Below are 22809 nucleotides of genomic sequence, written 5' to 3' on the forward strand. Positions count from 1 at the left end.
TGTGTCGTCTTTCGTCTCTCCCGTGTCGGAGTCGACGTATTTCTCAAAGAAAAAAAGTTCTTTTGACTCATATTTTTTTGCTAAAAACCAGTTAAATTTTAACGCTTTTTACCCGATGATGATTCAGAGCAAACGGATGAAAATCAGACCATGTCGTACAATAACAATTATGCGACAGGACTAGGTAAATTCTGGTCGAAATATGGCAAGGTTTGTAATAAACTCTTGTTACATTATAGGACAAAAGGGCGATTTTTGCATTATTTTCGACACAAAAAATAGATAAATAGCACTAAAAAAATAGAAATATCACATAAATTCCATCAAACAGTCTTGCACGAAGTCAGGAGCTGCCTTTTTCATCTGCTCAACCGTATGCAAATAGCGCTGAGTTGTGTTGATATGAGAATGACCCAGGGTTTCCTGAACCTGTTGCAGCGAGGCTCCTTGCAGCAAAGCCAACGTCGCATTGGTATGTCTTAGCCAGTGAGGGGTTGGCTGCTTCTGAATTCCGCTCGCAATCCCTGCTTGTTTGATGATTCGTTCGATTTGCCGCGGCGTAATCGCAAACAGCTTCAGCTCCGGATCCGGTTCCTGCCCATTTGCCAATCTGCGTGCATGCTCCTGGTACATGCTCCAGAGCTCGCGTGGAATTTTAACCTCGCGTGTTTTTCCCCGTTTTGCGTGGGATACAGTGAGCCAGATGGACGTCTCCAACATATCAGTATGAAAATCCTTCCACTTGATGCCGCATAGCTCCGACACGCGAAGGCCCAACAGCACCAGGGATAGGCCGATCAAGTAATTTCTCAGACTTTGGCGGCGCAGCGCTTCCAGCAGCTTGCCTACTTCGTTGCGAGTCAGATAATGTCTGCGGCTCGTTACGGCAATGGCCGGGATACGGACATTTTGCGCCGGATTATGATCGAAAAAGCCGATGCTGCTGTCGCTTCCCCATTTATAAAACGACTTCAGCGGTGCGATAAATGCAGCCACACTGGCTGGAGCAAGCGGCTTTTGTCCATCACGGTAGAAGCCCTTCGTGAGGTAGATTTTATAAGCTTCAATTTCCCTCCAAGTCACATCCCGAAATCGCATTCCCGAAAGGAATTGCCTGAATTGCTCTAGAGCCCTAAAATAGTTTCTGCGGGTATTTGGCGCTTTGGCGCATGCCGTCAAGAACATTTGAATAATCTGTTCGTCCTGATAATCCTGTGTGACTGATAGATGGAATGGAAATTGTTGAGCTACAGCCGACAAATAATTAGTACCCATTTTATGTAATGGACCTCCTGTTGACTTTAATTTTTGTCGCATAATTGTTATTGTACGACATGGCTTTGTTCGCTGTAAGAATTAACCTTTTACAGGATGGACATTCTCTAGTGAAAAAACGAAGAAATCCCGTGGTAACCGCGGAATCCCACTTAGATAACAGGTATAATGAGTACAAGGTTTAACCTGTTTTTGGAAAGGGGCTGGTGAGATGTCCGACATTCTTCTTCATGAATTACCGAAGGAAATCCAAATTCCTTTCATTGACGCCCATATTCATATAGACCTTTACGATGCAAATCTCCGCGACCGCCTGCTGCAAGAGCTGCCGGGCTGTGGAGTGGAGGCCGTGATTGCAGTTTCGATGCATTTAGATTCCTGTAAGTTGAACAACGCTTTGGCGGAGCGTTATCCGAACCTGGTACGCCCGGCATTCGGATTCCATCCCGAGCAGCCTATCCCGGAAGATCGGGAAATCGATTACCTGCTGAATTGGATCAAGCAGCATGCCGGGGATATGATTGCCGTCGGTGAAGTCGGACTTCCTTACTACGCGCGGCAAGAAGCACTGCAGCAAGGAAAGCCCTTTGAGCTTGAACCCTATGTAGATCTGCTGGAAAAGTTTGTGATGCTTGCCAAAGCATTAGACAAACCGATTGTACTCCATGCGGTATACGAAGATGCCGATCTTGCTTGCGATCTGCTGGAACGGCACGATGTGACGAAGGCACATTTCCACTGGTTCAAGGGGGCCGAAGCCACTGTGCGTCGTATGGCGGATCGCGGTTATGTGATCTCTTTTACGCCGGATATCGTCTACGAACCGGAGATCCAAGACCTTGCCCGGCGCTATCCGCCTGAGCAGGTGATGGCCGAGACGGACGGGCCTTGGCCGTTTGAAGGACCGTTTACCGGTCAGATCACCCATCCGCGCATGACACGCCATGTCGCGATGGCCTGGGCGAATCTGCTGGGCATTCCTCCAGAAGAAGCCGCCGCGAGGTTATACGAGAACACGCGACGCTTTTACGGAATATCATAACGACGAAAAAAGCTGCCCCCGGTTGCAAACCGAATGGGACAGCTTTTTGCTGTTTGTATTATTTCAAGGTAAAGCCGCGCTTCTCTAAAAATTCACGCATATGCAGCCGCGCCGGCTGCGCCAGCTTCTCGGCCATCAGCTTGGACCAAGGGGTATTCTTTGCCCCGCTGGTCCGTTCACGCAGATAGTTGGACATGATCTCGTCGTAAGCTGCCACCTGTTCCTCTTGCCCGGCTGTATCATACTGGTTCCAGTGTAGAACTGCCGGCAGCGGAAGCCTTGGACGAAGCTCAGGGGTTTGATCCGGGTAACCAAGGCACATGCCAAATACGGGATACGACAGGTGCGGTAGGCCCAGAAGATCCGCCACATCCTCGCTATGGTTGCGGATACCGCCGATATATACGATGCCAAGGCCAAGCGATTCTGCGGCAATGGCGGCATTTTGAGCAGCCAGCGCCGTATCGACCGTCGCCACAATAAAGTTCTCTGTCGTACCTTCATACGTCGTTTCCGAAGGAATATGCCGCTCGGCGGCCCGCTTAAGTCTCGATAAATCTGCGCACCAGACCAGGAATACGGGACACTCCGCGACATAAGCCTGGTTGCCGCAAAGCTCGGCCAACTTCGTCTTCCGATCCGCATCCGTCACGGCAATCACGGTATAGGCTTGTACATTACTGGAACTGGAGGCCATTTGACCTGCAGATACGATTTGCTCGACGACCTCCCGGGGCACCGGACGATCGCTGTATTTACGAATGGAACGATGCTCCAGCATCTTCGATATCATCTCGTTCATCTCCTCACTCCTTTTCCTCGCTTGATGTCATTCCTAATTATGGAACTTCCCCCAACGGGAAGCAAGCCCCCGAGTTCCATTCATACTGAGCTTCAAAGCGCCCCGCCGCCTGAATTCAACTGATCAGCGATCACGGAACCGATCATATATAGTGCCAGTCCCCAAACGATCAACGCAGATAATCGGTTGATTCCCCGAAGCAGTTGACCTCCACGGTCCAGGCTTCCAAGCATTTTGCCAGCCCAGGCTAATCCAAAAAACCATACCCACGATACCAGAATCGTAGCCAGCGTAAACGCCCCTTTCGCCCAGCCGGTATAATCCAGAGAGCTTGTCCCGATCACGCCAACCGTATCCAAAATCGCATGTGGATTCAAAAACGTCACCGACAAGGCAAACACCGCCTGCTGTTTAGCTGGCAGCCCAGATACCCCTGCGGAAGACGGCTTGGACACGTCCCGCCAGATCGTCCAACCAATATACAGCATAAAGACAGCGCCTGCAGCAAAGAGTACGGTTTTCAGCCAAGTCCATGACAAGACCAACACCGAGACTCCCAACACCGCCAGCAAAATCAATATTGTATCGCCCAAAGCAGCGGTCAGAACAGCCGGTAACGCCCGGCGCAGCTTTCGTCCGGCAGCCCCCTGGTTAAATACAAATACATTCTGCACACCTAATGGCAAAATAAGCCCAAACGCCAAAAAGAACCCATGAATCGCAGCACTAACCATCTCTCTCCCCCTCTAATCTCTGTCTCTCCTTGTCATGAACCTTATTGTACCTGCCCACTTCCAACTTGGCTCCATCCATTTGGATGGAACTGAAACCAACCAAACGATATAATGGGAAAATAACACCGCTCGAGCAAGAAATCGACCATTCTGCAAAAGAGGGAGGTCTTCCATATGAATCCTTCGACTTGGCGCCCCAGCCGAAATTCGCCGATTCCGCTCCATCGCCAAATCATGGAGCATCTTCGTGACCGGATCGCCAGCGGCGAATGGCCGGTTGGGACGCGCATCCCGTCCCAACGGGAGCTGGCTGCGCGGTTTGGGGTTAACCGCAGCACAGTCGTCGCCGCGCTGGATGAACTAATCGCAGCCGGGCTGCTTCAAGGTGACCGGGGCGGCGGCACCCGCGTCGTTAACCACACGTGGGGCGTGCTAACAGCCTCCCCGCCTCCCGATTGGAACGAGTACGTCAGCTCCGGCGTGCAATACCCTAATCTACCTGCTGTGCAGGAGATTAACCGGGCCGAGTTCCAGCCTGGCATTTTGCGGCTGGGCACCGGCGAGATGGGCCCCGACCTGCTGCCGCAGGATGAGATGGCCGAGCTGCTGGGACGGATGGCCGCCAGGGTCCCGTACCTGGGCTATGGTGAACCTAACGGGGATCTGCGGCTCCGGGAGGTCATCGCTGCCCGGCTGCGCCGTCAGGGCATCTCCGTCTCGCCGACCTCGCTGCTGATCGTCTCCGGCGCTTTGCAGGCGCTCCAGCTCATTGCCGTCGGCCTGCTCCCCCAGGGCTCAACGGTACTGACCGAACGACCGTCGTATCTGTATTCGGTGCCCGTGTTTCAGAGCGCCGGAATGAAGCTGCGCGGCGTGCCGATGGATGAACAAGGCTTGCGCGCCGACCTCGTTTCTGTGTACGCCAAGCAGTATGCAGGCGCATTGCTTTACACCATTCCGACTTTCCATAATCCGAGTGGAGCGGTGATGAGCGAGGCGCGGCGACGGCAGCTGCTGGACGTCTGTGAGGCGGCCCGCTTGCCCCTCGTGGAAGACGATGTCTACCGCGAGTTATGGCTGGACGCCCCGCCGCCCCTGCCGTTAAAGGCGCATGACACCAGCGGCAGCGTGCTGTATCTCGGCAGCTTGTCCAAATCCCTCAGCCCGGGCCTGCGGATTGGCTGGATTGCCGGGCCGCAGCCCGTCATCGAGCGGCTAGCGGACATCAAGATGCAAAGCGATTACGGCTCCAGCGCCCTCTCGCAACAGATGGCAGCAGAATGGCTCGGGAGCGGCAACTACGACCGCCACCTTGAACGGCTGCGGGTGGCGCTCCGCCTGCGGCGAGAAGCGGCAATGGACGCGCTGGAGCGGCATTTCCGCGATATCGCGGACTGGAAGGTACCGCAGGGAGGGTTTTACATCTGGCTGAACCTGCACAACTCTCCCTCCCCGCGCAAAATATTTGACGCCGCCCTAAAAGCCGGCATCCTGGTCAACCCCGGCCACCTCTACGACCGCGCCTCCGGCAGCCACCTGCGCCTCTCCTACGCCTACGCCACCGCCGAAGAACTGAAGGAAGGCATTGCCCGTCTGAGCCAAATCGTGCGCTCCTTGGATTAAGCCCATGAATTATCGCACTACGGCATGGGTCCCCTCAGACGGGTCCACTCGTCCATGCTTATCCCGTTCGGTCAATTGTGGTTCCACTTTCTTCACACATTATCCCATTTGGTCAGCGAACTTCCGCTTTCACACGCCCATCTTCTCAAATTTGCGGTTCCACTCCCTCAAACATGATCCCTTTTGATCAGTTGCGGTTCCTCGAGCCCACAAACTATCACGTTCAATTAGCTGTGCTCCAACTTCCTTTACACATTATCCCCTTTGATCAGTCACTTCCTCATTTTCACGTCTATTCCATTCAATTAGCTGTGGTACATCTTCCTTCACACATTATCCCGTTCGATCAGCGCTCCTCCTTCCCATGTCTATCCCATGCGATCAGTAACGGTCCCATATCCCCACCCTTCATCCCGTTTTTTGAGTTGCGATTCAACTTCCTCCAGACATGATCCCTTTCGATCAGCCGGCCCCAATTCATCCACGCATTATCCCGCTCGGGCAGATGCGGTTCCACTTCATCCACGCATTATCCCGCTCGGGCAGATGCGGTTCCTCAAGCCCACGACTATCCCGTTCGATCAGCTGAGAGGGCGCCTCGCTTTTAACCTCATTCCCCTCCTCCTTTCCTTCCTTAAAAACACCATCTCCATCCCCTTCCTCCTCATCATCCTTCTCACCGTCATCTTCCTGACCATCCTCATCCGCATCCTCATTCTCACTCTCTTCCCCATCCTCCATTCCTAACGCGCGCTACTCCCATGGCGGCACGACGGCCGGTCAGGCCACATGCTCCACTCCGATCCAAGCAACAATCGATTCATACTGTGTTCCTCCATCGATTTCTTGCCTATCTGAGCGAAGGGGATAATCATGTAAAGGACCCCGGCAGAGAATATCACCACAATCCATTTACATTATTTTGAAAAAGTGATATCATATAAATATCAATTTAATATGTGAAGGAGTGTCGCTTCATATGAAAGAAAAAGAAATTTCATGCCTAAACGGTTTTGTCGCCCTGTTGTTTATGTTCGGATTTATTGCGTTGGGGGGATTTCTCGTCACGCTAAGTGATGTCGTTCCTGTGGCAGGCGGTGTGCTCTCCTTCGTCATCGCCTTCGTGCTGTTAACCGGACTGACGATCGTACAACCGAACCAAGCAGCCGTTATCACCTTTTTCGGGCGCTACCTGGGTGTAATCCGCAAGAGCGGCTTCTATCTAGCCGTCCCGTTCTCAACTCGCAAAAAAGTTTCGTTGCGTGTTCGCAACTTCAACAGCGCTAAGCTGAAAGTTAACGATGTCAAAGGGAACCCGATCGAAATCGCCACTGTCGTGGTATTTTCGGTAGTCGACTCCGCGAAAGCACTCTTTGAAGTGGATGAATATGAAACCTTTGTAGAAATTCAGAGCGAAGCTGCACTGCGCCACGTCGCCAGCAAATATCCGTACGATCAACTGGACGACTCCGAAACTGGCTTCTCCCTGCGCGCCAATACGGAAGAGATTGCGCTGGAGCTCACCAGCGAATTGCAGAACCGTCTGGCCATCGCCGGGGTTAAAGTCATTGAGTCGCGCCTGACGCATCTGGCCTACTCGACCGAAATCGCAAGTGCGATGCTGCAACGTCAACAAGCCGAAGCGATCATCGCCGCCCGCGAGAAAATCGTTGACGGCGCCGTCACCATGGTTCAAATGGCAATTGAACGGCTGCAAGCCGGTCAAGTCGTGGAGCTGGATGACGAACGCAAAGCCGCTATGATAAACAACCTGCTTGTCGCTGTCGTCTCCGACCGTTCCGCCCAGCCGGTCATCAATACTAGCACGTTGTATTAATTAGGGGCATCCATTCACGATGGCCAGCAAAAAGAGCTTCCCACTTCGCCTTGACCCGACGCTATATCAGGCTTTGGAACGCTGGGCAGCGGACGAATTCCGAAGCGTGAATGGGCATATCGAATACCTGCTGCGAGAAGCATTGCGCCGCGAGGGAAGACTGCCTTCCACCCGGGCGCCGGGCAAGGAGGAAGAGAAGCATGACGCAGACGACCGTAAAAAGTAAGCCGTGGTGGGAACCGAAGTCGACGACCCTGCTAAAAGAGTACGCCAGAACCTCTGGAGGGACTTACGCTGCAGGAACTTTTAAGAACTGGAAGTATAAGGGACAGCATGTCCGTCTGCCGCTTTCCCCACACTTCGGTTCCTGTGAGGTGACGATCACCGACCCGAATAACGACAGCTCCGGTCATGAGTACGCGATCTCCGTGAAGTACAGCTACCGGCCGCGCCGAAAGCTGGAGTTCGTGTTATTTTCGGCCAACCGACATATCTTGGCTTGGTTTTCCAGGGGGCTCCGAGAAGCTTCCCTTCCCAACTCCGCGATGAACAAAAAATATCGAGCCAAAGCTTCCCATCCCAGTCTCCTGCGATCGGCTTTGAAATATGAAGGGATCGAAGAGTTGCTGAACCTTCATTCCAAGATCCATGTACGACTGCGGATGAAGAACGGACGTGCCACCTTGACCTGTACGGAGAAATTAAAGAAGCCCGACGTGACCGCTATTACAGCAACCGTCGAGCTCATGAAGAAGCTGCTTCTCGCCTTGGCGGATCAAGGCATCATTGGGGATCCCGTCATCCATCCAAAAAAATAGCATTTCCATCAAAAAAACGAGCCTTCCCTCGTAAGACCGGAACAAACGTCCGGAACCTTACGAGTTGGGAGGCTCGTTTCACTTTACATCGTAAGATTATAGCTTCACTCGTTGCAAGCGCAGCGCGTTCAGTACCACGGAGACGGAGCTGAGCGCCATCGCTGCTCCGGCCAGCCACGGAGCGAGGAAGCCCGCAGCGGCGACCGGGATGCCGATCGAATTGTAAGCAAGCGCCCAGAACAAGTTCTGCTTGATGTTACCCATTGTGCGCTTGCTCATGGCGATCGCATCCGGCACGCCTTCCAGGTCGCCGCGCATCAGCGTGACGTCGGCGGCCTCCATGGCCACGTCGGTGCCCGTGCCGATGGCGATGCCTACGTCGGCTACGGCCAGCGCGGGAGCGTCGTTGATCCCGTCGCCCACCATCGCCGTCTTCAGGCCGCGGGCCTGGAGTTTTTTCACCTCGGCGGCTTTGCCTTCCGGAAGCACCTCGGCCAGCACCTCGTCGATCCCGACCTCGGCGGCGATCGCCTGGGCGGTGCGCACGTTGTCGCCGGTGATCATCACCACGTGAAGGCCCATCTCCTTCAGCCGCGCCACCGCGGCCTTGGACGTCTCCTTCACGGTGTCGCTCACGGCGACCATGCCGGCGTAGACGCCGTCGACCGCCACGAGCAGCACGGTTTGGCCGGCCGCTTCCAGCGCGGCCATGCCGGCCTCCGCGGCGGCGACGTCGACGCCTTCACGCGCCATCAAGCGGCGCGTGCCGGCGAGCACCCGGCGGTCCTCGACGACCGCCGTGATCCCGTGCCCGGGCACCGCTTCAAAAGCGGTCGCCTCGGGCAGCTCCAGGGCGCGCGCCCGCGCCCCGGCCACCAGAGCATCCGCCAGCGGATGCTCGGAGCCGCGCTCGGCGGCGCCGACGAGCCGGAGCAACGCAGCTTCGTCCCAGCCCTCGGCCGGGACGACTTCCCGCAGCTCCGGCTGCCCCCGCGTGATCGTGCCGGTCTTATCCAGCACGATCGCTTGCAGCCCTTGGGCGGCCTCGAGGTGCTCGCCGCCCTTAAACAGGATCCCGTACTCCGCAGCTCGTCCGGACCCGGCCATAATCGATGTTGGCGTCGCCAGCCCCAACGCGCAAGGGCACGCGATGACGAGCACGGCGATCGCCTTTTCCAGCGCCTCGGCGAAACTGCCTGGCGCCACGAAGAAAAACCACACCAAGAACGTAACTACCGCAATCCCAACCACAATCGGGACAAAAATCCCGGAAATCACGTCGGCCACCCGCTGAATCGGCGCCTTCGAGCCTTGCGCCTCCTCAACGACGCGGATGATTTGCGCCAGCGCGGTTTCACTGCCTACCTTGGCCGCTTGTACGCGCAGCACGCCATGTTTGTTGACGGTCGCACCGATGACCGTGTCGCCTTCCTTCTTCTCCACCGGGATGCTCTCCCCAGTCAGCATCGATTCATCTACGGACGAGACGCCGCCGATGACGACGCCATCAACCGGGATCTTCTCACCTGGCTTGACGATCAATACGTCCCCGGGTACAACCCCTTCGATCGGTACCACCGTTTCGACACCGTCTTTGAGAACCAGCGCTGTTTTGGCCTGCAGCCCCATCAACGTTTTGATCGCTTGGGAGGAGCGGCCTTTGGCTAACGCCTCAAACCATTTACCGAGCAGGATTAATGTAATCAAGATCGAGCTCGTTTCATAATACAGCTGGGGGGTATGCCCATGAGGCATCGACAAAGAGTTCAAGCTCAAATACAAACTATAAAAATACGCCGCCGACGTACCCAGCGCGACCAATACGTCCATGTTGGCGCTGCGGCTGCGCAGCGCTTTGAAGGCACCGACGTAAAAGCCCCAGCCGATGATAAATTGCACCGGCGTTGCCAGCGCGAGCTGGAACCACGGGTTCATAAACAGCTCCGGCGTCCAGATCCATGAGGTAAAGGAGAAATGCCCGGCCATCGCCCAAAGCAGCGGAAACGCAAGCACTGCCGACACGATCAGCTTATTTCGTTGTTTCCGGATTTCCCGTGCGCGAAGTTCCCCGGACTCCTTCTCGGACGGCTTCAATACCGCACCGTAGCCCAACTGGCTTACCTTATTAATGATCTGCTCGATCGAGACCGTCCCCGGCTCATACCGCACTTGCGCCGTTTCCAGCGCCAGATTGACGTTAGCTTGTTCCACGCCGGGCAGCCGATTTAACCCCTTCTCGATCCGTGCCGCACAGGCCGCGCAGGTCATGCCGGTAATTTGCAATGTTGTCTGGTCGTGATTCGCACCAGCGGCAGGCCATGTTTTTTCCATGACAATTCCTCCATCTCAGTCCCCTCAAGTTTATACCCCATAGGGGTATATAGAGGGCAAATAAAAAACTCCCCCTGCCCGGTCCCTAAAGACGCACAACGCACTCGCTTGTACGTCTTATAGGACAGGAAAAGGATTCGATCAAACGACGTCGTAGCCTTGATCCTCGATCGCTGCTTTAATTTGATCAACCGTTACTTTCGTTTCGTCGAAAGTCACTTCCACTTTCCTCGCAGCCAGATCCACTTTCCCTGTAGCGCCAAGGCCGGCAACCGCTCCTTCTACCGATTTCACGCAATGATTGCAGGACATTCCTTCAACGGTTAACGTAATATTTTGCATGATTCGTTCCTCCCATGAGTTTTATAGATGCTTCCTCTGCAGCGTCCCCCCCGGGGGTTCCACTGTTTATTTCATCAGCTTATTGACCGTAACGAGCAGCTCGTCGAGCACTTCCGTCTCACCGGCTTGAATTCGCTCGATCACGCAGCTCTTCATGTGTCCCTCCAGCAGCAGCCGACCAACGCTGTTCAGCGCAGATTGCACGGCGGCGATCTGGTTCAGCACATCGTCACAGTAAGTATCTCTCTCAATCAGCCCTTTGATACCGCGGATTTGCCCTTCAATCCGGTTCAATCGGCTGGTCAAGTTGCTCTTCATCGCTTCGGAATGATGACTGCGCCGTACCGGCTTACCATTCTCCGTTTCCGATACGTGTTGATGCCCGCCGTGCTCCTCGCAATGAGCGGACGCCACATGTTCCTGTCCCTCGACCTTCGCCATACATGACTCCTTTCCAAACCAACGTGGTTTGCTGTGGTACGCTCATTATAATATACCCCCAAGGGGTATGTAAAGAGAGTTCCGCAAATCTTTTTCTCGACGCAAAACAGACCTCACAATGTCTATATCGTAATGTCTTCCTCGTAATGTTTACCTCGTAATGTTTACCTCGTAATGTACCTCGTGATATTTTCCTCGTAACACTGACCTCATAATGCTGACCTCGTAACACTCACCTCGTAACGCCTCCTCGCAACGATGTCCTCCTATTGCTGCCCCGTAACGGACCTCAAAGTCCTTATTTGTCATTTCCCGGCTCATTTCCCGTGCTAACTGACCCTATTGACCTTATTCGCACCATAGAGATCCCAACCCGAGCAAATTCCGCAAAATAACGGCCATGAAGTCCGTTAGCCGCCAGCAAACGCCAACCAACCTCAAATAACGGCTCTACGGTCCGTTAAAATGACCGGTACGGTAGTATGACAATAGCAACTACGGCTACAACAGCAACAATGAGCAGTAACAGCCGAGACACTTGCTGCATCAGCGTATCATCTGCACTCTAACGCTTACCAGCAACGCTATTGGGCCCAAAATGAGGGCGTTAAGAATCTAACGCTTATGAGAAAGCTTATTCGCCCGTTATGCCCTAGAAATTGAGCCATTTGGTGCAAATAAGCTCGCTGACAAGCGTTAGAAATGAAAACACCCGCATTTGGCCCAAATAAGCACTGTGGCAAGCGTTAGCCGGAACTGTACACGTCGGCCGGTCGGTTAGTAGCAGTTAGGAGTAGTTAGGAGCAGTTAGGAGTAGTTAGGAGTATCTATGAACAGCTAAAAGTAACTTGCGCGACGACAGTGTCAATCGTTGATAATAGGGAATTCACGTAAGCGTACCAAGCGGTTACTCGCGTACTCGCGTACTTACGTACTCGCGTAGCCCACGCGCTTGCCCCCACCCAACGCCGCATATCCGCTCGCCGCCCTCTTAGCACCCCCGCGGCTCCATCGAAGGCTGCTCCTCTCTATCTAGCATCCCCCGCCAACGCCAAAAAACCCGCTGCCACGCGACGTGACAACGGGTTTCATTTCCGATATTTGACTGTCCTCTTATTGGTAACCCCAAATCATCGTCAGCAACGTACCAAAGACGGTCACCAGCCCGACGAACAGGGCGTATACGAGGTTGGCGTACAAGGCACCTTTGCTGCGGTTCTCGCCGATGTGCATGAACATGAACAGCTGCACCGACATCTGTACGGCCGCGCAGATGAGCAGGATCGTCATGCCCATGGCAAACGACATATCCCAGAACACCACCGACAGTGCTACGACAGAAAGGATCAGTGAGAACACATATCCCATGACGTGTTGAATCGGGAACAGTTTTTTCATGTCACATCAGTCCTTTCAAGTATACAAAGCTGAAGATGAAGATCCAGACCACGTCCAGGAAGTGCCAGTACAGCGAGAAAATAAACGATTTATTCGCCGTATCATGAGTAAATCCTTCGCGTTTCACCTGAATCATCAACCCGCTGCCCCACAGCAGACCCAGCGTCACGTGGGCGCCGTGCGTCCCCAGCAAGACGAACAAGCTCGACAGGAACGCGCTCGTTTGCATCGTTGCGCCTTCATGCACGTAGGTCACAAACTCGGTAATCTCGATGCCCAGGAACCCGAGGCCCAGCAGCAGCGTGATGGCGAAGAACGCCATAAACGGTTTTCTAAGTCCAAGACGCATGCTGTGTACCGCCAAGCCGCAGGTAAAGCTGCTGGTCAACAGCAAGAACGTTTCGCCCAACACCGGTCCGATTTCGAAGATTTCTGCTCCGTTCGGGCCGCTGCCAGTCCGGTTCCACAGCGTTAGATACACCGAGAACAGCGTGGCGAAGAGCACGATTTCCGCGCCCAGGAACAGCCAGAACCCAAGTACCCGGTTACTGTTCTCTTCCGTTTGATATTCGAGCGGTAAAGTATGATCTACCTTCATGCGTGTTCACCCCGCAATCCTGCATCCGAGTCCAACCGACTGGCCAAAGCCTTCTCGGTTTTGATAATTTCGCTGACCGGAATATGTCGACCGTGGTCGCGTTCGAAGGAACGTACTGCCAGCATGACGAGAATTCCCAGGCCGGCGATGATCGCCGGTACCCACCAGCTAAAGACCATAAAGAATCCGAAGAAGAAGAAAATCACACCCAGGATAAACGGTTGGCCGCTGTTGTTCGGCATATGAATCTCTTCGTATTTGTCCGAGTACAACGGTTTGCCGGTTTTCTTCAATACCCAGAACGGATCCAGCGAGTCGACCTTAGGCACAACGGCAAAGTTGTATTCTGGAACCGGAGAATGCGTGCTCCATTCCAGCGTACGTGCGTTCCAAGGATCGCCCGTTTTGTCCCGTTCCGCGTAGCGGAAGCTCCAGTAAATGTTGTACACCAGCACGATAAACCCGATGGCGAGTCCCACCGCACCGATCGAAGCGATCAAGTTCAGCGGACCAAAGCCGGTGCTTTCCGAATAGGTGTACATCCGCCGGGTCATCCCTTTCAGACCAAGGAAGAACAACGGCATAAAGGTTACGTTAAAGCTAATGGCAATAATCCAGAAGGCCAGTTTGCCTTGACGATCGTTGAGCCGGAACCCAAACAATTTCGGGAACCAGTAATAGAACCCTGCAATAACCGCAAATACGGTACCTGGAATCAGCACGTAGTGGAAATGCGCCACCAGGAACATCGTGTTGTGGTATTGATAGTCGGCGCTCGCCATCGCCAGCATGACCCCGGTAACCCCACCGATCGTAAAGATCGGGATAAAGGCGAGGGAATACAGCATCGGCGTTGTAAATTCGATGCGCCCTTTTTGCAGCGTAAACAGCCAGTTGAAAATTTTAACCCCGGTTGGAACTGCAATCGCCATCGTTGTAATCGAGAAAATCCCGTTAACCATGACGCCGTGACCCATCGTATAGAAGTGGTGCGCCCATACAACAAACGACAGCAGCGAAATGACGATCATACTCCATACCATGGATTTATAGCCGTACAAGTTTTTGCGTGAGAACGTCGAAATGACTTCACTGTAAATCCCGAAGGCCGGCAAAATAACGATATAAACCTCCGGATGGCCCCATACCCAGAACAGGTTGGCCCAGAGCATATCCATCCCGCCGTTGGCCATTGTAAAGAACTGCGTACCAAACAGGCGATCGAACATCATCAGTGCCAGCGCTACGGTTAATACTGGGAACGCAAACAAGATGATGATATTGGTGATCAGTACCGACCAGGTAAACATCGGCATTTTCATCAGCGTCATGCCTGGTGCACGCATTTTCAGAATCGTCACCAGGAAGTTGACGGCAGTCATCAGCGTACCGATCCCCGCGATTTGAATCGCGATCGAGTAGTAGTTATTACCTACCGTTGGGCTGAACTCAACGCTCGCCAGCGGGAAGTAAGCGGTCCATCCGGCATCCGGGGAGCCCCCGATGACGAAGGAGATGTTAAACAGCATCGCTCCGGCGAAGAACAGCCAGAAGCTGACGGCATTCAGCCGCGGGAACGCGACGTCGCGCGCGCCGATTTGCAGCGGAATGACCACGTTCATCAAACCAACGATAAACGGCATCGCCATAAACAGGATCATAATGACCCCGTGTGTTGTAAAAATTTCGTTATAGTGCTGCGCATCCAGCAGCCCGTTTTCCGGCATCGCCAGCTGCGCCCGCATGAGCAACGCATCCACGCCGCCGCGGAAGAGCATCAGCAAAGCGGAGATGATATACATGATGCCGATCCGCTTGTGGTCGACGGTCGTTAACCATTCGCGCCACAGCCAGCCCCATTTTTTAAAATAGGTTAATCCGATGACGATCGCCAGCGATACAACCACAATACTGACCATCGCGCCATAAATCATCGGCTCACCCGTGACGAAAAATTCGTCCCATTTCATGTTCAGGTACTCCCTTCCCGTTGATTAGTTATGAGCTTCGTGTTCGCTAGATTCTTCCGTCATGTCCATGTTGGAGTGGTCCATTGTCGAATGATCCATCGTCGAATGATCCATTTCCTCGGTTCCGTTCTCGCCGCCATGATGATGGCCCGCGTTCTCGCCTTCCGGCGCAGGACGGAAGTCCAGATGAGTGGAGCTGTACGTTTGACGACCGACATGTGCGGTTTCCAGCAATTTATTGAACTCCGACTCGGTCAGCTCAGGAGCGGTGTCCTTCACTTCTTTGACCCATTTGTCATATTCCGACGGCGCCATAGCCAGCGCTTCAAATTCCATGTGTGCGAAGCCCTCACCGGAGAAGTTCGAGTTCTTACCCATATACGAGCCCTCATGTTCAGCAACGATGTTCAGCGTATTGACCATGTCGCTCATCGCGTATTTCTGTCCCGCCAGTTGCGGAATCCAGAAGCTCGTAATCGGACCGTACGAATACAGCCGGAACTCTACTGGACGGTTCGTTGGAATGTTCACATAGTTAACCGTCTCGATTCCTTCCTCCGGATAGCTAAAATGCCATTTCCAGTTGGAGGAGGCGGCGTAAATCACGAGCGGCTTTTGATCCTCATAGCCTTCTGGCACTTTTTCGACGGCTGACGTACTGCGCACAGTCACAACCGACAGCACCGCGACGATAATGATCGGAATCGTAATCCAAGTGATTTCCAGCCATTTGCTGCCTTCCACATGCGGCGGTTCGTAGTCCGGCGCTGCTTTGGAAGCCCGATATTTCGTTAACATATAGATGTACAGCGTGTAAACGACCAGCAAAATAAAGGCCATCGTTAAAATCGAAAAAATGATGACTTGCGATTGGGTCTTGGCCACCGGACCTTTCGGGTCTAACACCGTCAACTGATTACACCCGGTCAGGAGGACAAGAAGGGCTGAAAATAAAGCTAACAGCAACCCTTTCCTTTTCATAGGATACCGATACCCCTTTCTTCATTGTGAACACCATCCCCTAAAGCTAAGGGCATGGCTTCGTTCGATCAGCTACTTTTATGTTAGGAAAGGGGGGATCGAATAACAATTCATATAGAATGTTATTTCTGTAAATAAATTACATTCAATAGTGTGACTTTTATCCTTTACATCACATGAAAAGTTGATTTAAGGCGATTTTCGGCCGTTTTCCGGCAAAATCGGCGATTTTGATAATTGTTCACAATGCGGCTGTAGCCTATCAGAGTTCGCAGAATTGTCATAGAAAATCTCCATTTTGTGATTTTGTTCACAATATTTCGTATTCCAATCAATCTCGCACCCTCGCCTCTCTCCTGGATACGAGAAGAATGTGCGACATTTTCGTGACATTTTGATTGAACATAAACAAAAGAGGCTGCCCCAAAGCAAAACTTCCCTTGTCTTCAGGACAACCTCTTACCTCATGTTTATGCTATTTTTCGTACAGATAGACGATCAAATGAAGCATGTCCGCTGTAAGTTAATTCTGAACAGAATCTTCGGCCTACAACAACTCTTTACGCAGTTGCTCCGGCGATTTCGGCGACAACAGGCCGAACGGAATATCAAAGACCGTTTTCGCCCCGGACTCACCAGCTTGCGACAGCTTGTACGCTGCGCGAGCGTAAGCGACCAGCACGCTAGCCGTAAATTCCGGATTGCTGTCCAGCTTCAGGCTGAACTCGATCAGCTGCGTGCTGTTTGCACCGGTCCGGCCGCTGCGCAATACCATACCGCCGTGCGGCATTGCGGAATGATTCGCCTTCAATTCTTCCTCACTAATGAAGTGAACAATCGTGTCGTAGTCCGCGAAGTAGTTTGGCATCGACTTGATCTCTTGCTCAATCTTCGCCAGATCCGCTCCTTCCTCCGCAACGACGAAGCATTCGCGCAGGTGTTTTTCACGAGTGGTCAGCACCGGGTTTTCTCCGTTGCGTACGCGTTCTACGGCTGCCTCTACCGGAATGGTGTACTGTTTGCCGTCCTTCACGCCAGGTACACGGCGAATCGCATCGGAATGGCCTTGGCTGACCCCTTTGCCCCAGAACGTATAGTCCTTCCCTTCCGGGAGTACAGCTTCCGCCAGCAAACGGTTCAACGAAAACAAACCTGGATCCCAGCCCGTCGAAATCACGCTGACCGTTCCTGCTTTCTGCGCTACTTCGTTCACTTTTGCAAAGTATTCCGGAATTCTCGCATGCGTATCAAAGCTATCGACCGTATTAAACATCGACGCCAATTGCGGCCCTTGCTCCGGCAGATCTGTAGCCGACCCGCCGCACAGAATCATTACGTCGATTTCACCTTTATATTTTTCAATTTCGGAGATATGAACCACACCGCTGGCGGCAGCCACCTCGTCTGGTTGTCTGCGCGAAAAAATCGCTTTCAATTCAAAGTCAGGATTCTGCTTCAGCGCCATTTCCACGCCCCGTCCCAAATTTCCGTAACCTACGATACCGACATTAATTGTTGCCACTGAATATCCCCCTTCATGATGGTTAAACTCGTCATAACCCATAGACTAACCCCCATTGTAATGGACGCTCCTCATTTTTTGAATAGTTTACATGCAAGGTTAGCGTTTTTGTTTAAACATTCTGCATATTTGTGCAAATTATTTGACGTTTGATGCAAACCCTGGATTGCCAGGCTTCACAGATTAGACACAATTAGATAGAAATTGAGGCACGATATAGCCCATTCTAGTCATACTCAGGCGGAATTAATCCATGTAAAATGGTAATCATTGTGAGGAAGCTCATAGACTATCTGAATTGAGGATGAATTCGATTGAACAGGTTTCTTCGTAAATGGACAGGTTTCGCGGTTATCGCATGTATTATCGTTCTTGTTCTAACACCAGCTTCTGTTTTTGCCCACGCATATGTGGTTTCTTCCAATCCAGCAGCAAACGAGACATTAGACACGTCCCCAGAGATGATCGTCATCGATTTTAATGAACCGATTGAGGCAGGCTTCCATAAACTCGAAGTCATTGGCCCCAATGGAGACGACGTAACCGATGGCGAAGCGGCAATCGATCCCCAGAAGCCTTCTCGGCTGACCGTCTCCCTGCAGTCGGATTTGCCGGAGGGGCTGTATACGGCAAAGTGGAATGTGGTTTCCGGCGACGGTCATGCCATCTCGGGCACAATTCCGTTTCAGATCGGTCATGGTGATCCAGGCGGTGAGAGCGGGCTCCCGATCCATTCAACGACGGATGGCGGCAGCTCGTTTCCAGGATGGAGTCTGCTATTAGTCCGCTGGCTATTTTATGGCGGAATGACAGCCTATCTTGGGGCTGTTGTCTTTCATGCTTGGCTTCTCCCCCGCATGGACAACGCCTGGGGGTCCGAACGGTTGAAGCGGCGCAGCCGTGTCCTATGGCTAAGCGGACTCATCGCCTCCTCCGCCGGCATTCTGCTTAGTTTGCCGCAGCAAACCGCTGACGATGCAGGCGGGGGATGGAAGGAAGCGTTGGATCCGGCACTTTGGCGGCAAACGCTCGTGTATACCACCTTCGGGGAGATTTGGAAGGTTCAGCTCCTATTGCTGGGAGGTTTGCTCTTATGGACGCTGTACCTGCTGCGCGCCAGCAGAAGCAACCGACCGTCTCAGCTTCCTTTGCTTGGGGCTATGCTGCTTGGCTTAGGGCTGCTGCTCTCCAAGGCATTTATCGGACATGCCGCCACGGTAGACCTGCGGGGACCAGCCATAGCGGCAGACTTTCTGCATTTGACCGCATCGTTGATCTGGCTGGGCGGTGTTGGCGCGATAGCGTTTTTGCTTCCGGCAGCAGCCAAGACTGTCGCTGGTGAAGAGGCCCTGAAATCTGCACCGTCACACCTCCCTCTCTCTTGGCAGACGGTCCGGCGTTTTTCCATACTCGCCTTCATTATGGTGGCTATCCTGGTACTCTCTGGCGTGTATGGGAGTTTGTTGCACGTACCAACGCTTTACTCGCTAACGCATACGACATATGGTCTTGTACTGTTGGCCAAAATTGCCCTGACCCTGATCTGCCTGCTGCTTGGAGGTTGGTCCTTCCTGCGTGGAAGACAGGCAAGGAAGCCGCTGAACGCCGCCGGCATATGGACGGAATTGGGAGCAGGACTAGCTGTGCTTCTATTGGCTGGTGTCCTGGCGAACTTGCCCACAGCCGCTGCGTCCCCCGGCCCCGCTGCTCTGATCCATCAGTTGGATGATGGAACGAAGGTCACGATCCGCATAAGTCCAAACGTTGCTGGCACCAACACCTTTCAGGTGAATGTGCTCGGTCCGGATGGTCAGCCCCGCAGCGATGTGGACCAAGTGACGCTGGAGCTAGCGTCAAAGGAAATGGACATGGGCACGATCGAAATCCTCTTCCCCGGCGGCTCCCCTCCCGAGGTGAGTGACTTGATTACGATGGGCGGCCGCTGGAACGTTCACGTCCATATTCTGACAAGTTCACTTGACAGTTACGATTACGATACAGAGCTGACAGTAGGGAATCCGTAGAGGAATAATCTTAACGATGATCAAAGGAGGTTTTAGTTATGTTCAATCCAATACGTAATTTTAAAAAGCCGTTTTGGCATTACGCAGCAATCGCTTCTGCTTTTGCATGGATCTTGATTCTTGTCTTGTTCACCAGCACGGCCAGTGCACATGTAACGGTTAAGCCCAGCCAATCCCCAACGGGAGCCTGGGAAACCTATACCATCAAAGTACCTGTGGAGAAAGACATCAATACGGTGAAAATCGCCCTCAAGATCCCGGAAGGAGTCGCCTTCAAACAGTACCGCCCCGTACCGGATTGGAACGTAGAGCTGACAACCGCGGAAGATGGAACCGTCACGGCGGTCACCTGGACGGCTGAAGGCGCTGGCATCGGCCCCGGCGAGTTCCAGCAATTTGAATTCGTCGCGCAAAACCCTGGCGAGCCCGCGGAACTGGCCTGGGACGCCTTCCAATATTACAGCGACGGCAGCGTTGTAGAATGGACCGGCGCGGAAGATTCCGATCGCCCCCATTCATTAACGGTGGTGAGCGCCGCGGAAGGCGATGCGGATCGTGCCGGTTCCCACGGTGGAACGGATGCCGGGGCAGGTACCACGGAGGACGCCGGACATGATCACGGCAGCCCCAATGAAAGTGCCGCAGCCGACAATACGGAGATGAGCGGTTCAGACAGCGAGGTCTCATCCGCATCCCCGTCCAATGAGAGTAGCAGTGGTTCCCCAGTTGGCACGACGGCTCTTGTACTTTCGGCCTGCGCGCTGCTCGTATCGTTGGTTGCTTTAGGGCTGGCGTTACGCTCCAGACGCAAGTAGGCTGATCGCATAAAAAAACAGCGAGTCTCCCCCACGCTTCATCGCGCTGGAAGACCCGCTGTTTTTTTTCATAACGGATATATCCATTTATTTCATACCGATGGGTGCCTGATCGAACGGCTCCTTCCCGGAGCGCTGTTGTTCCCGGGGGATACCGAACAGGCAGCATAACGCCAGCAACATCCCAACGGACGCGCTGATGAACAGCGCCGGATAACCAAACGCATCGATCACCCAGCCAAGAAGCGGAGGCGATGTAATTGCGGCCAGGGACGATACAAAGTAATAAATCCCTGTACGTGTCCCGATGCTCTCCTCCCGCCCGGTGGCAACAATCCATGGGTAAGAGTTGATATTAATACACGCCCAGAAGATCCCCCCGACAATAAGCAGCAGGCGCAGCCACAGAACAGAGTCAACGAAAACCATCACACCAAAAACAACCAACAATCCGGCGACACCGGTGGAAATGATCGCTTTTTTCCCATAACGAGCTCCCAGCCAGCCGCTTGGCAACGCAAATAGCAGAAACGCAAGCGAGAAGAACGTCAACGAAAAAGAAGCTTCCGCATCGCTCATCCCAATCTGCTTAGTGCCGTACAACGTGAACAATGCCTCAACGCCTTGATAAGCCACGAACCAGAAGAAGATGGCCCCTAAAATCAGTACCGTCGTCTTGTCCAGCTGGTCCTTGATGCGAATCTGCGGTTTCGGCTTCCTGTCGGCTTCATCATCCCCGGCGACCCCCGCCACAAGCGCTGCGGCAGGTTCACGGATCACCGTCTTCAGAACCAACAAACAAATGAGCATCACAACTCCGGCAAAAAGAAACGGCATATACGAGCCGATCCCATAAAGCTGAGAGCCGATGCCAAAAGCCAGCACCGAGCCAATGCCGCCCATGAAGTTGATAATGCCGTTTGCTTTGGTCCGCTGCGGCTCTGGCGTAATGTCCGGCATAAGTGCCACCGTCGGCGCGCGGAACAAGCTCATCGATAAATTCATTAACACCATAAACAATACCAGTGTGACGAACCCGGTATGCCAAGGGATCAAAGCCGCAAACACTGCCCCTAACGGCATGCCAATCAGCAGATAAGGCATCCGCCGTCCGTATCGGGTATTCGTCTTATCACTGCGGTGTCCAATCCATGGCTGCAATACAATGGCGAAATAATTATCGATCGTCATCATAAACCCGATCATTGCGGCGCTCTTCAAATAGTCGTCCAAAAACAGCGGAACAAACGCATTGTACAGCGCCCAGGTCAAGCTAATGCTAAAAAACCCGAGACCCAGCAGCCATGTTTTTCTCATCCGTACACGCTCCTTATTTCACCAGCAGTTCAGCCAAGCGATCCGGGTAATCGGTAATGATACCGGCCACACCCGCTGCGATCAGCGCCTGCATCAGCTTTGTATCGTTTACCGTAAACGGATGATAAACGACTCCGTTCGCCTTGGCCTCCGCCACCAGCTCCGGCGTCAGCGCGTATTGATAAGCGTGGAGCGCGTCCGCGCCCACCCGCTTCGCATAATCCCACGGTTCATACAGGCCTTCCATGTACAAAATGCCGGTACGGATGTCCGGAGCCAGCTTTTTGCATTCAACGAGAGAATAGTGATTAAAGCTGGAAATGATGATCCGTTCGCTTAAGCCAAAGCGGCGCACAGTATCCAGTACCTTTTGCTCGATGCCCGGGTATAATACGACGCCAGTTTTCAGTTCGAGGTTGACGATGGTATCCGTGTTCCGAACAAGGTCCAGCAACTCCTCCAGCGTTGGAATGCGCTCACCCGCAAACTCCTCGCGGAACCAGGATCCCGCCTCCCGTTGCTTAATTTCGGTCAAAGTCAAATCCTTGACCCACTCCGGCGTTCCCGCCGTCCGTTGCAGCGTCTCGTCATGGATGAGAACCAGTTCTCCGTCGCGCGTCATCTGCACGTCCGTTTCAATACCGGTCGCCCCAAGCTCCAGAGCTTTGGCAAAAGCCAGCATCGTGTTCTCCGGGTAATACCCCGCAGCCCCCCGATGCGCAAAATTAATTAAATCGCTCAAAAGGATCATCCTCCCAGGCATTTATTTAAAATTAATATTAAACATCCCCCTACTATAATCCTGCATTGTTAGGCCTGTATAAAAATAGCACCATTATCCCTTTGGGTCAGAATTGGGAGAAGATAATGTTTTGGCCACACTTTTTCACCTTTATCCCTTTTGTTCCGGAATGAGGCACCATGAGCAGGATCGAATAG

The 22809-nt window shown here is 53.2% G+C and carries 21 protein-coding genes; 7 read left to right on the plus strand and 14 right to left on the minus strand.

Translation table 11 applies throughout. From position 1 onward, the window contains the following. Positions 1–309: 309 nt before the first annotated feature. Positions 310–1275, minus strand: a complete 966-nt coding sequence (locus tag C812_RS16000) for a tyrosine-type recombinase/integrase (protein WP_016313692.1) — start codon at positions 1273–1275, stop codon at positions 310–312. A gap of 211 nt (positions 1276–1486) precedes the next feature. On the opposite strand from C812_RS16000, the gene C812_RS16005 reads away from it, so the two are divergent. Next, a complete protein-coding gene (locus C812_RS16005) occupies positions 1487–2317 on the plus strand; it encodes a TatD family hydrolase (protein WP_016313693.1) in 831 nt (276 codons plus the stop codon). Positions 2318–2375: 58 nt separating this feature from the next. Here the strand turns inward: C812_RS16005 and nfsA are convergent, their stop codons facing one another. Together nfsA and C812_RS16015 are read right to left on the minus strand one after the other, a co-directional pair. Beyond that, positions 2376–3119, minus strand: coding sequence for an oxygen-insensitive NADPH nitroreductase (gene nfsA, locus C812_RS16010; protein ID WP_016313694.1), 744 nt, complete (start codon positions 3117–3119; stop codon positions 2376–2378). 92 nt (positions 3120–3211) lie between these two features. After that, positions 3212–3853 (minus strand): LysE/ArgO family amino acid transporter, encoded by a 642-nt coding sequence (locus tag C812_RS16015; protein ID WP_016313695.1) that lies wholly within the window; start codon positions 3851–3853, stop codon positions 3212–3214. A gap of 174 nt (positions 3854–4027) precedes the next feature. Between C812_RS16015 and C812_RS16020 the strand changes: the two genes are divergently transcribed. Further along, the gene (locus C812_RS16020; RefSeq protein ID WP_016313696.1) at positions 4028–5476 is read left to right on the plus strand and encodes an aminotransferase-like domain-containing protein; all 1449 of its coding nucleotides are present in this window, start codon (positions 4028–4030) and stop codon (positions 5474–5476) included. Between the two features lie 477 nt (positions 5477–5953). Here C812_RS16020 and C812_RS16025 read toward each other — a convergent pair whose 3' ends face one another. Continuing rightward, positions 5954–6217 carry a hypothetical protein gene (locus tag C812_RS16025; RefSeq protein WP_016313697.1) on the minus strand — a complete coding sequence of 88 codons (264 nt, stop codon included), beginning with the start codon at positions 6215–6217 and terminating at the stop codon, positions 5954–5956. 238 nt (positions 6218–6455) lie between these two features. Between C812_RS16025 and C812_RS16030 the strand changes: the two genes are divergently transcribed. The 3 genes from C812_RS16030 to C812_RS16040 are packed head-to-tail and all read left to right on the plus strand — an operon-like array spanning position 6456 to position 8131. Further along, on the plus strand, positions 6456–7313 hold the full coding sequence (locus C812_RS16030; RefSeq protein ID WP_016313698.1) for an SPFH domain-containing protein: 858 nt from the start codon (positions 6456–6458) through the stop codon (positions 7311–7313). A 19-nt stretch (positions 7314–7332) separates the two neighbouring features. Then, positions 7333–7539, plus strand: coding sequence for a type II toxin-antitoxin system antitoxin (locus C812_RS16035; protein WP_016313699.1), 207 nt, complete (start codon positions 7333–7335; stop codon positions 7537–7539). After that, the gene (locus C812_RS16040; protein ID WP_016313700.1) at positions 7514–8131 is read left to right on the plus strand and encodes a hypothetical protein; all 618 of its coding nucleotides are present in this window, start codon (positions 7514–7516) and stop codon (positions 8129–8131) included. Before C812_RS16035 ends, C812_RS16040 begins: the two co-directional genes overlap by 26 nt. 96 nt (positions 8132–8227) lie before the next feature. Here C812_RS16040 and C812_RS16045 read toward each other — a convergent pair whose 3' ends face one another. The 8 genes from C812_RS16045 to C812_RS16080 form a co-directional block, all read right to left on the minus strand. Beyond that, positions 8228–10462 (minus strand): heavy metal translocating P-type ATPase, encoded by a 2235-nt coding sequence (locus C812_RS16045; protein WP_016313701.1) that lies wholly within the window; start codon positions 10460–10462, stop codon positions 8228–8230. Between the two features lie 141 nt (positions 10463–10603). Then, positions 10604–10804 carry a copper ion binding protein gene (locus tag C812_RS16050; protein WP_016313702.1) on the minus strand — a complete coding sequence of 67 codons (201 nt, stop codon included), beginning with the start codon at positions 10802–10804 and terminating at the stop codon, positions 10604–10606. Between the two features lie 66 nt (positions 10805–10870). After that, positions 10871–11245, minus strand: a complete 375-nt coding sequence (locus tag C812_RS16055) for a metal-sensitive transcriptional regulator (RefSeq protein ID WP_016313703.1) — start codon at positions 11243–11245, stop codon at positions 10871–10873. Positions 11246–12358: 1113 nt separating this feature from the next. Continuing rightward, positions 12359–12643 (minus strand): cytochrome aa3 quinol oxidase subunit IV, encoded by a 285-nt coding sequence (qoxD, locus tag C812_RS16060; protein WP_016313704.1) that lies wholly within the window; start codon positions 12641–12643, stop codon positions 12359–12361. 1 nt (position 12644) lies between these two features. Continuing rightward, positions 12645–13241, minus strand: coding sequence for a cytochrome aa3 quinol oxidase subunit III (qoxC, locus tag C812_RS16065; RefSeq protein WP_009223973.1), 597 nt, complete (start codon positions 13239–13241; stop codon positions 12645–12647). Further along, entirely contained in the window at positions 13238–15211 is a 1974-nt protein-coding gene (gene qoxB / locus C812_RS16070) for a cytochrome aa3 quinol oxidase subunit I (protein WP_016313705.1), read from the minus strand. The genes qoxC and qoxB overlap by 4 nt, the downstream gene beginning before the upstream one ends. 24 nt (positions 15212–15235) lie before the next feature. Beyond that, positions 15236–16192: a cytochrome aa3 quinol oxidase subunit II gene (gene qoxA / locus C812_RS16075; RefSeq protein ID WP_036625651.1), complete on the minus strand. Its 957-nt coding sequence runs from the start codon at positions 16190–16192 to the stop codon at positions 15236–15238. A gap of 547 nt (positions 16193–16739) precedes the next feature. Next, positions 16740–17714, minus strand: coding sequence for a diaminopimelate dehydrogenase (locus tag C812_RS16080; RefSeq protein WP_036625787.1), 975 nt, complete (start codon positions 17712–17714; stop codon positions 16740–16742). A 410-nt stretch (positions 17715–18124) separates the two neighbouring features. Between C812_RS16080 and C812_RS16085 the strand changes: the two genes are divergently transcribed. Beyond that, positions 18125–19738: a copper resistance CopC/CopD family protein gene (locus C812_RS16085; RefSeq protein WP_167669326.1), complete on the plus strand. Its 1614-nt coding sequence runs from the start codon at positions 18125–18127 to the stop codon at positions 19736–19738. 38 nt (positions 19739–19776) lie between these two features. After that, complete coding sequence (locus tag C812_RS16090) at positions 19777–20553, plus strand: YcnI family copper-binding membrane protein (RefSeq protein WP_016313709.1); 777 nt, start codon at positions 19777–19779, stop codon at positions 20551–20553. 87 nt (positions 20554–20640) lie between these two features. Here the strand turns inward: C812_RS16090 and C812_RS16095 are convergent, their stop codons facing one another. Next, on the minus strand, positions 20641–21870 hold the full coding sequence (locus C812_RS16095; protein ID WP_016313710.1) for an SLC45 family MFS transporter: 1230 nt from the start codon (positions 21868–21870) through the stop codon (positions 20641–20643). 13 nt (positions 21871–21883) lie between these two features. Further along, positions 21884–22612, minus strand: coding sequence for a glycerophosphodiester phosphodiesterase (locus C812_RS16100; protein WP_016313711.1), 729 nt, complete (start codon positions 22610–22612; stop codon positions 21884–21886). Between the last annotated feature and the right edge of the window lie 197 nt (positions 22613–22809).

The organism is Paenibacillus barengoltzii G22 (assembly GCF_000403375.2).
GTDB classification, from domain to species: Bacteria; Bacillota; Bacilli; order Paenibacillales; family Paenibacillaceae; genus Fontibacillus; species Fontibacillus barengoltzii.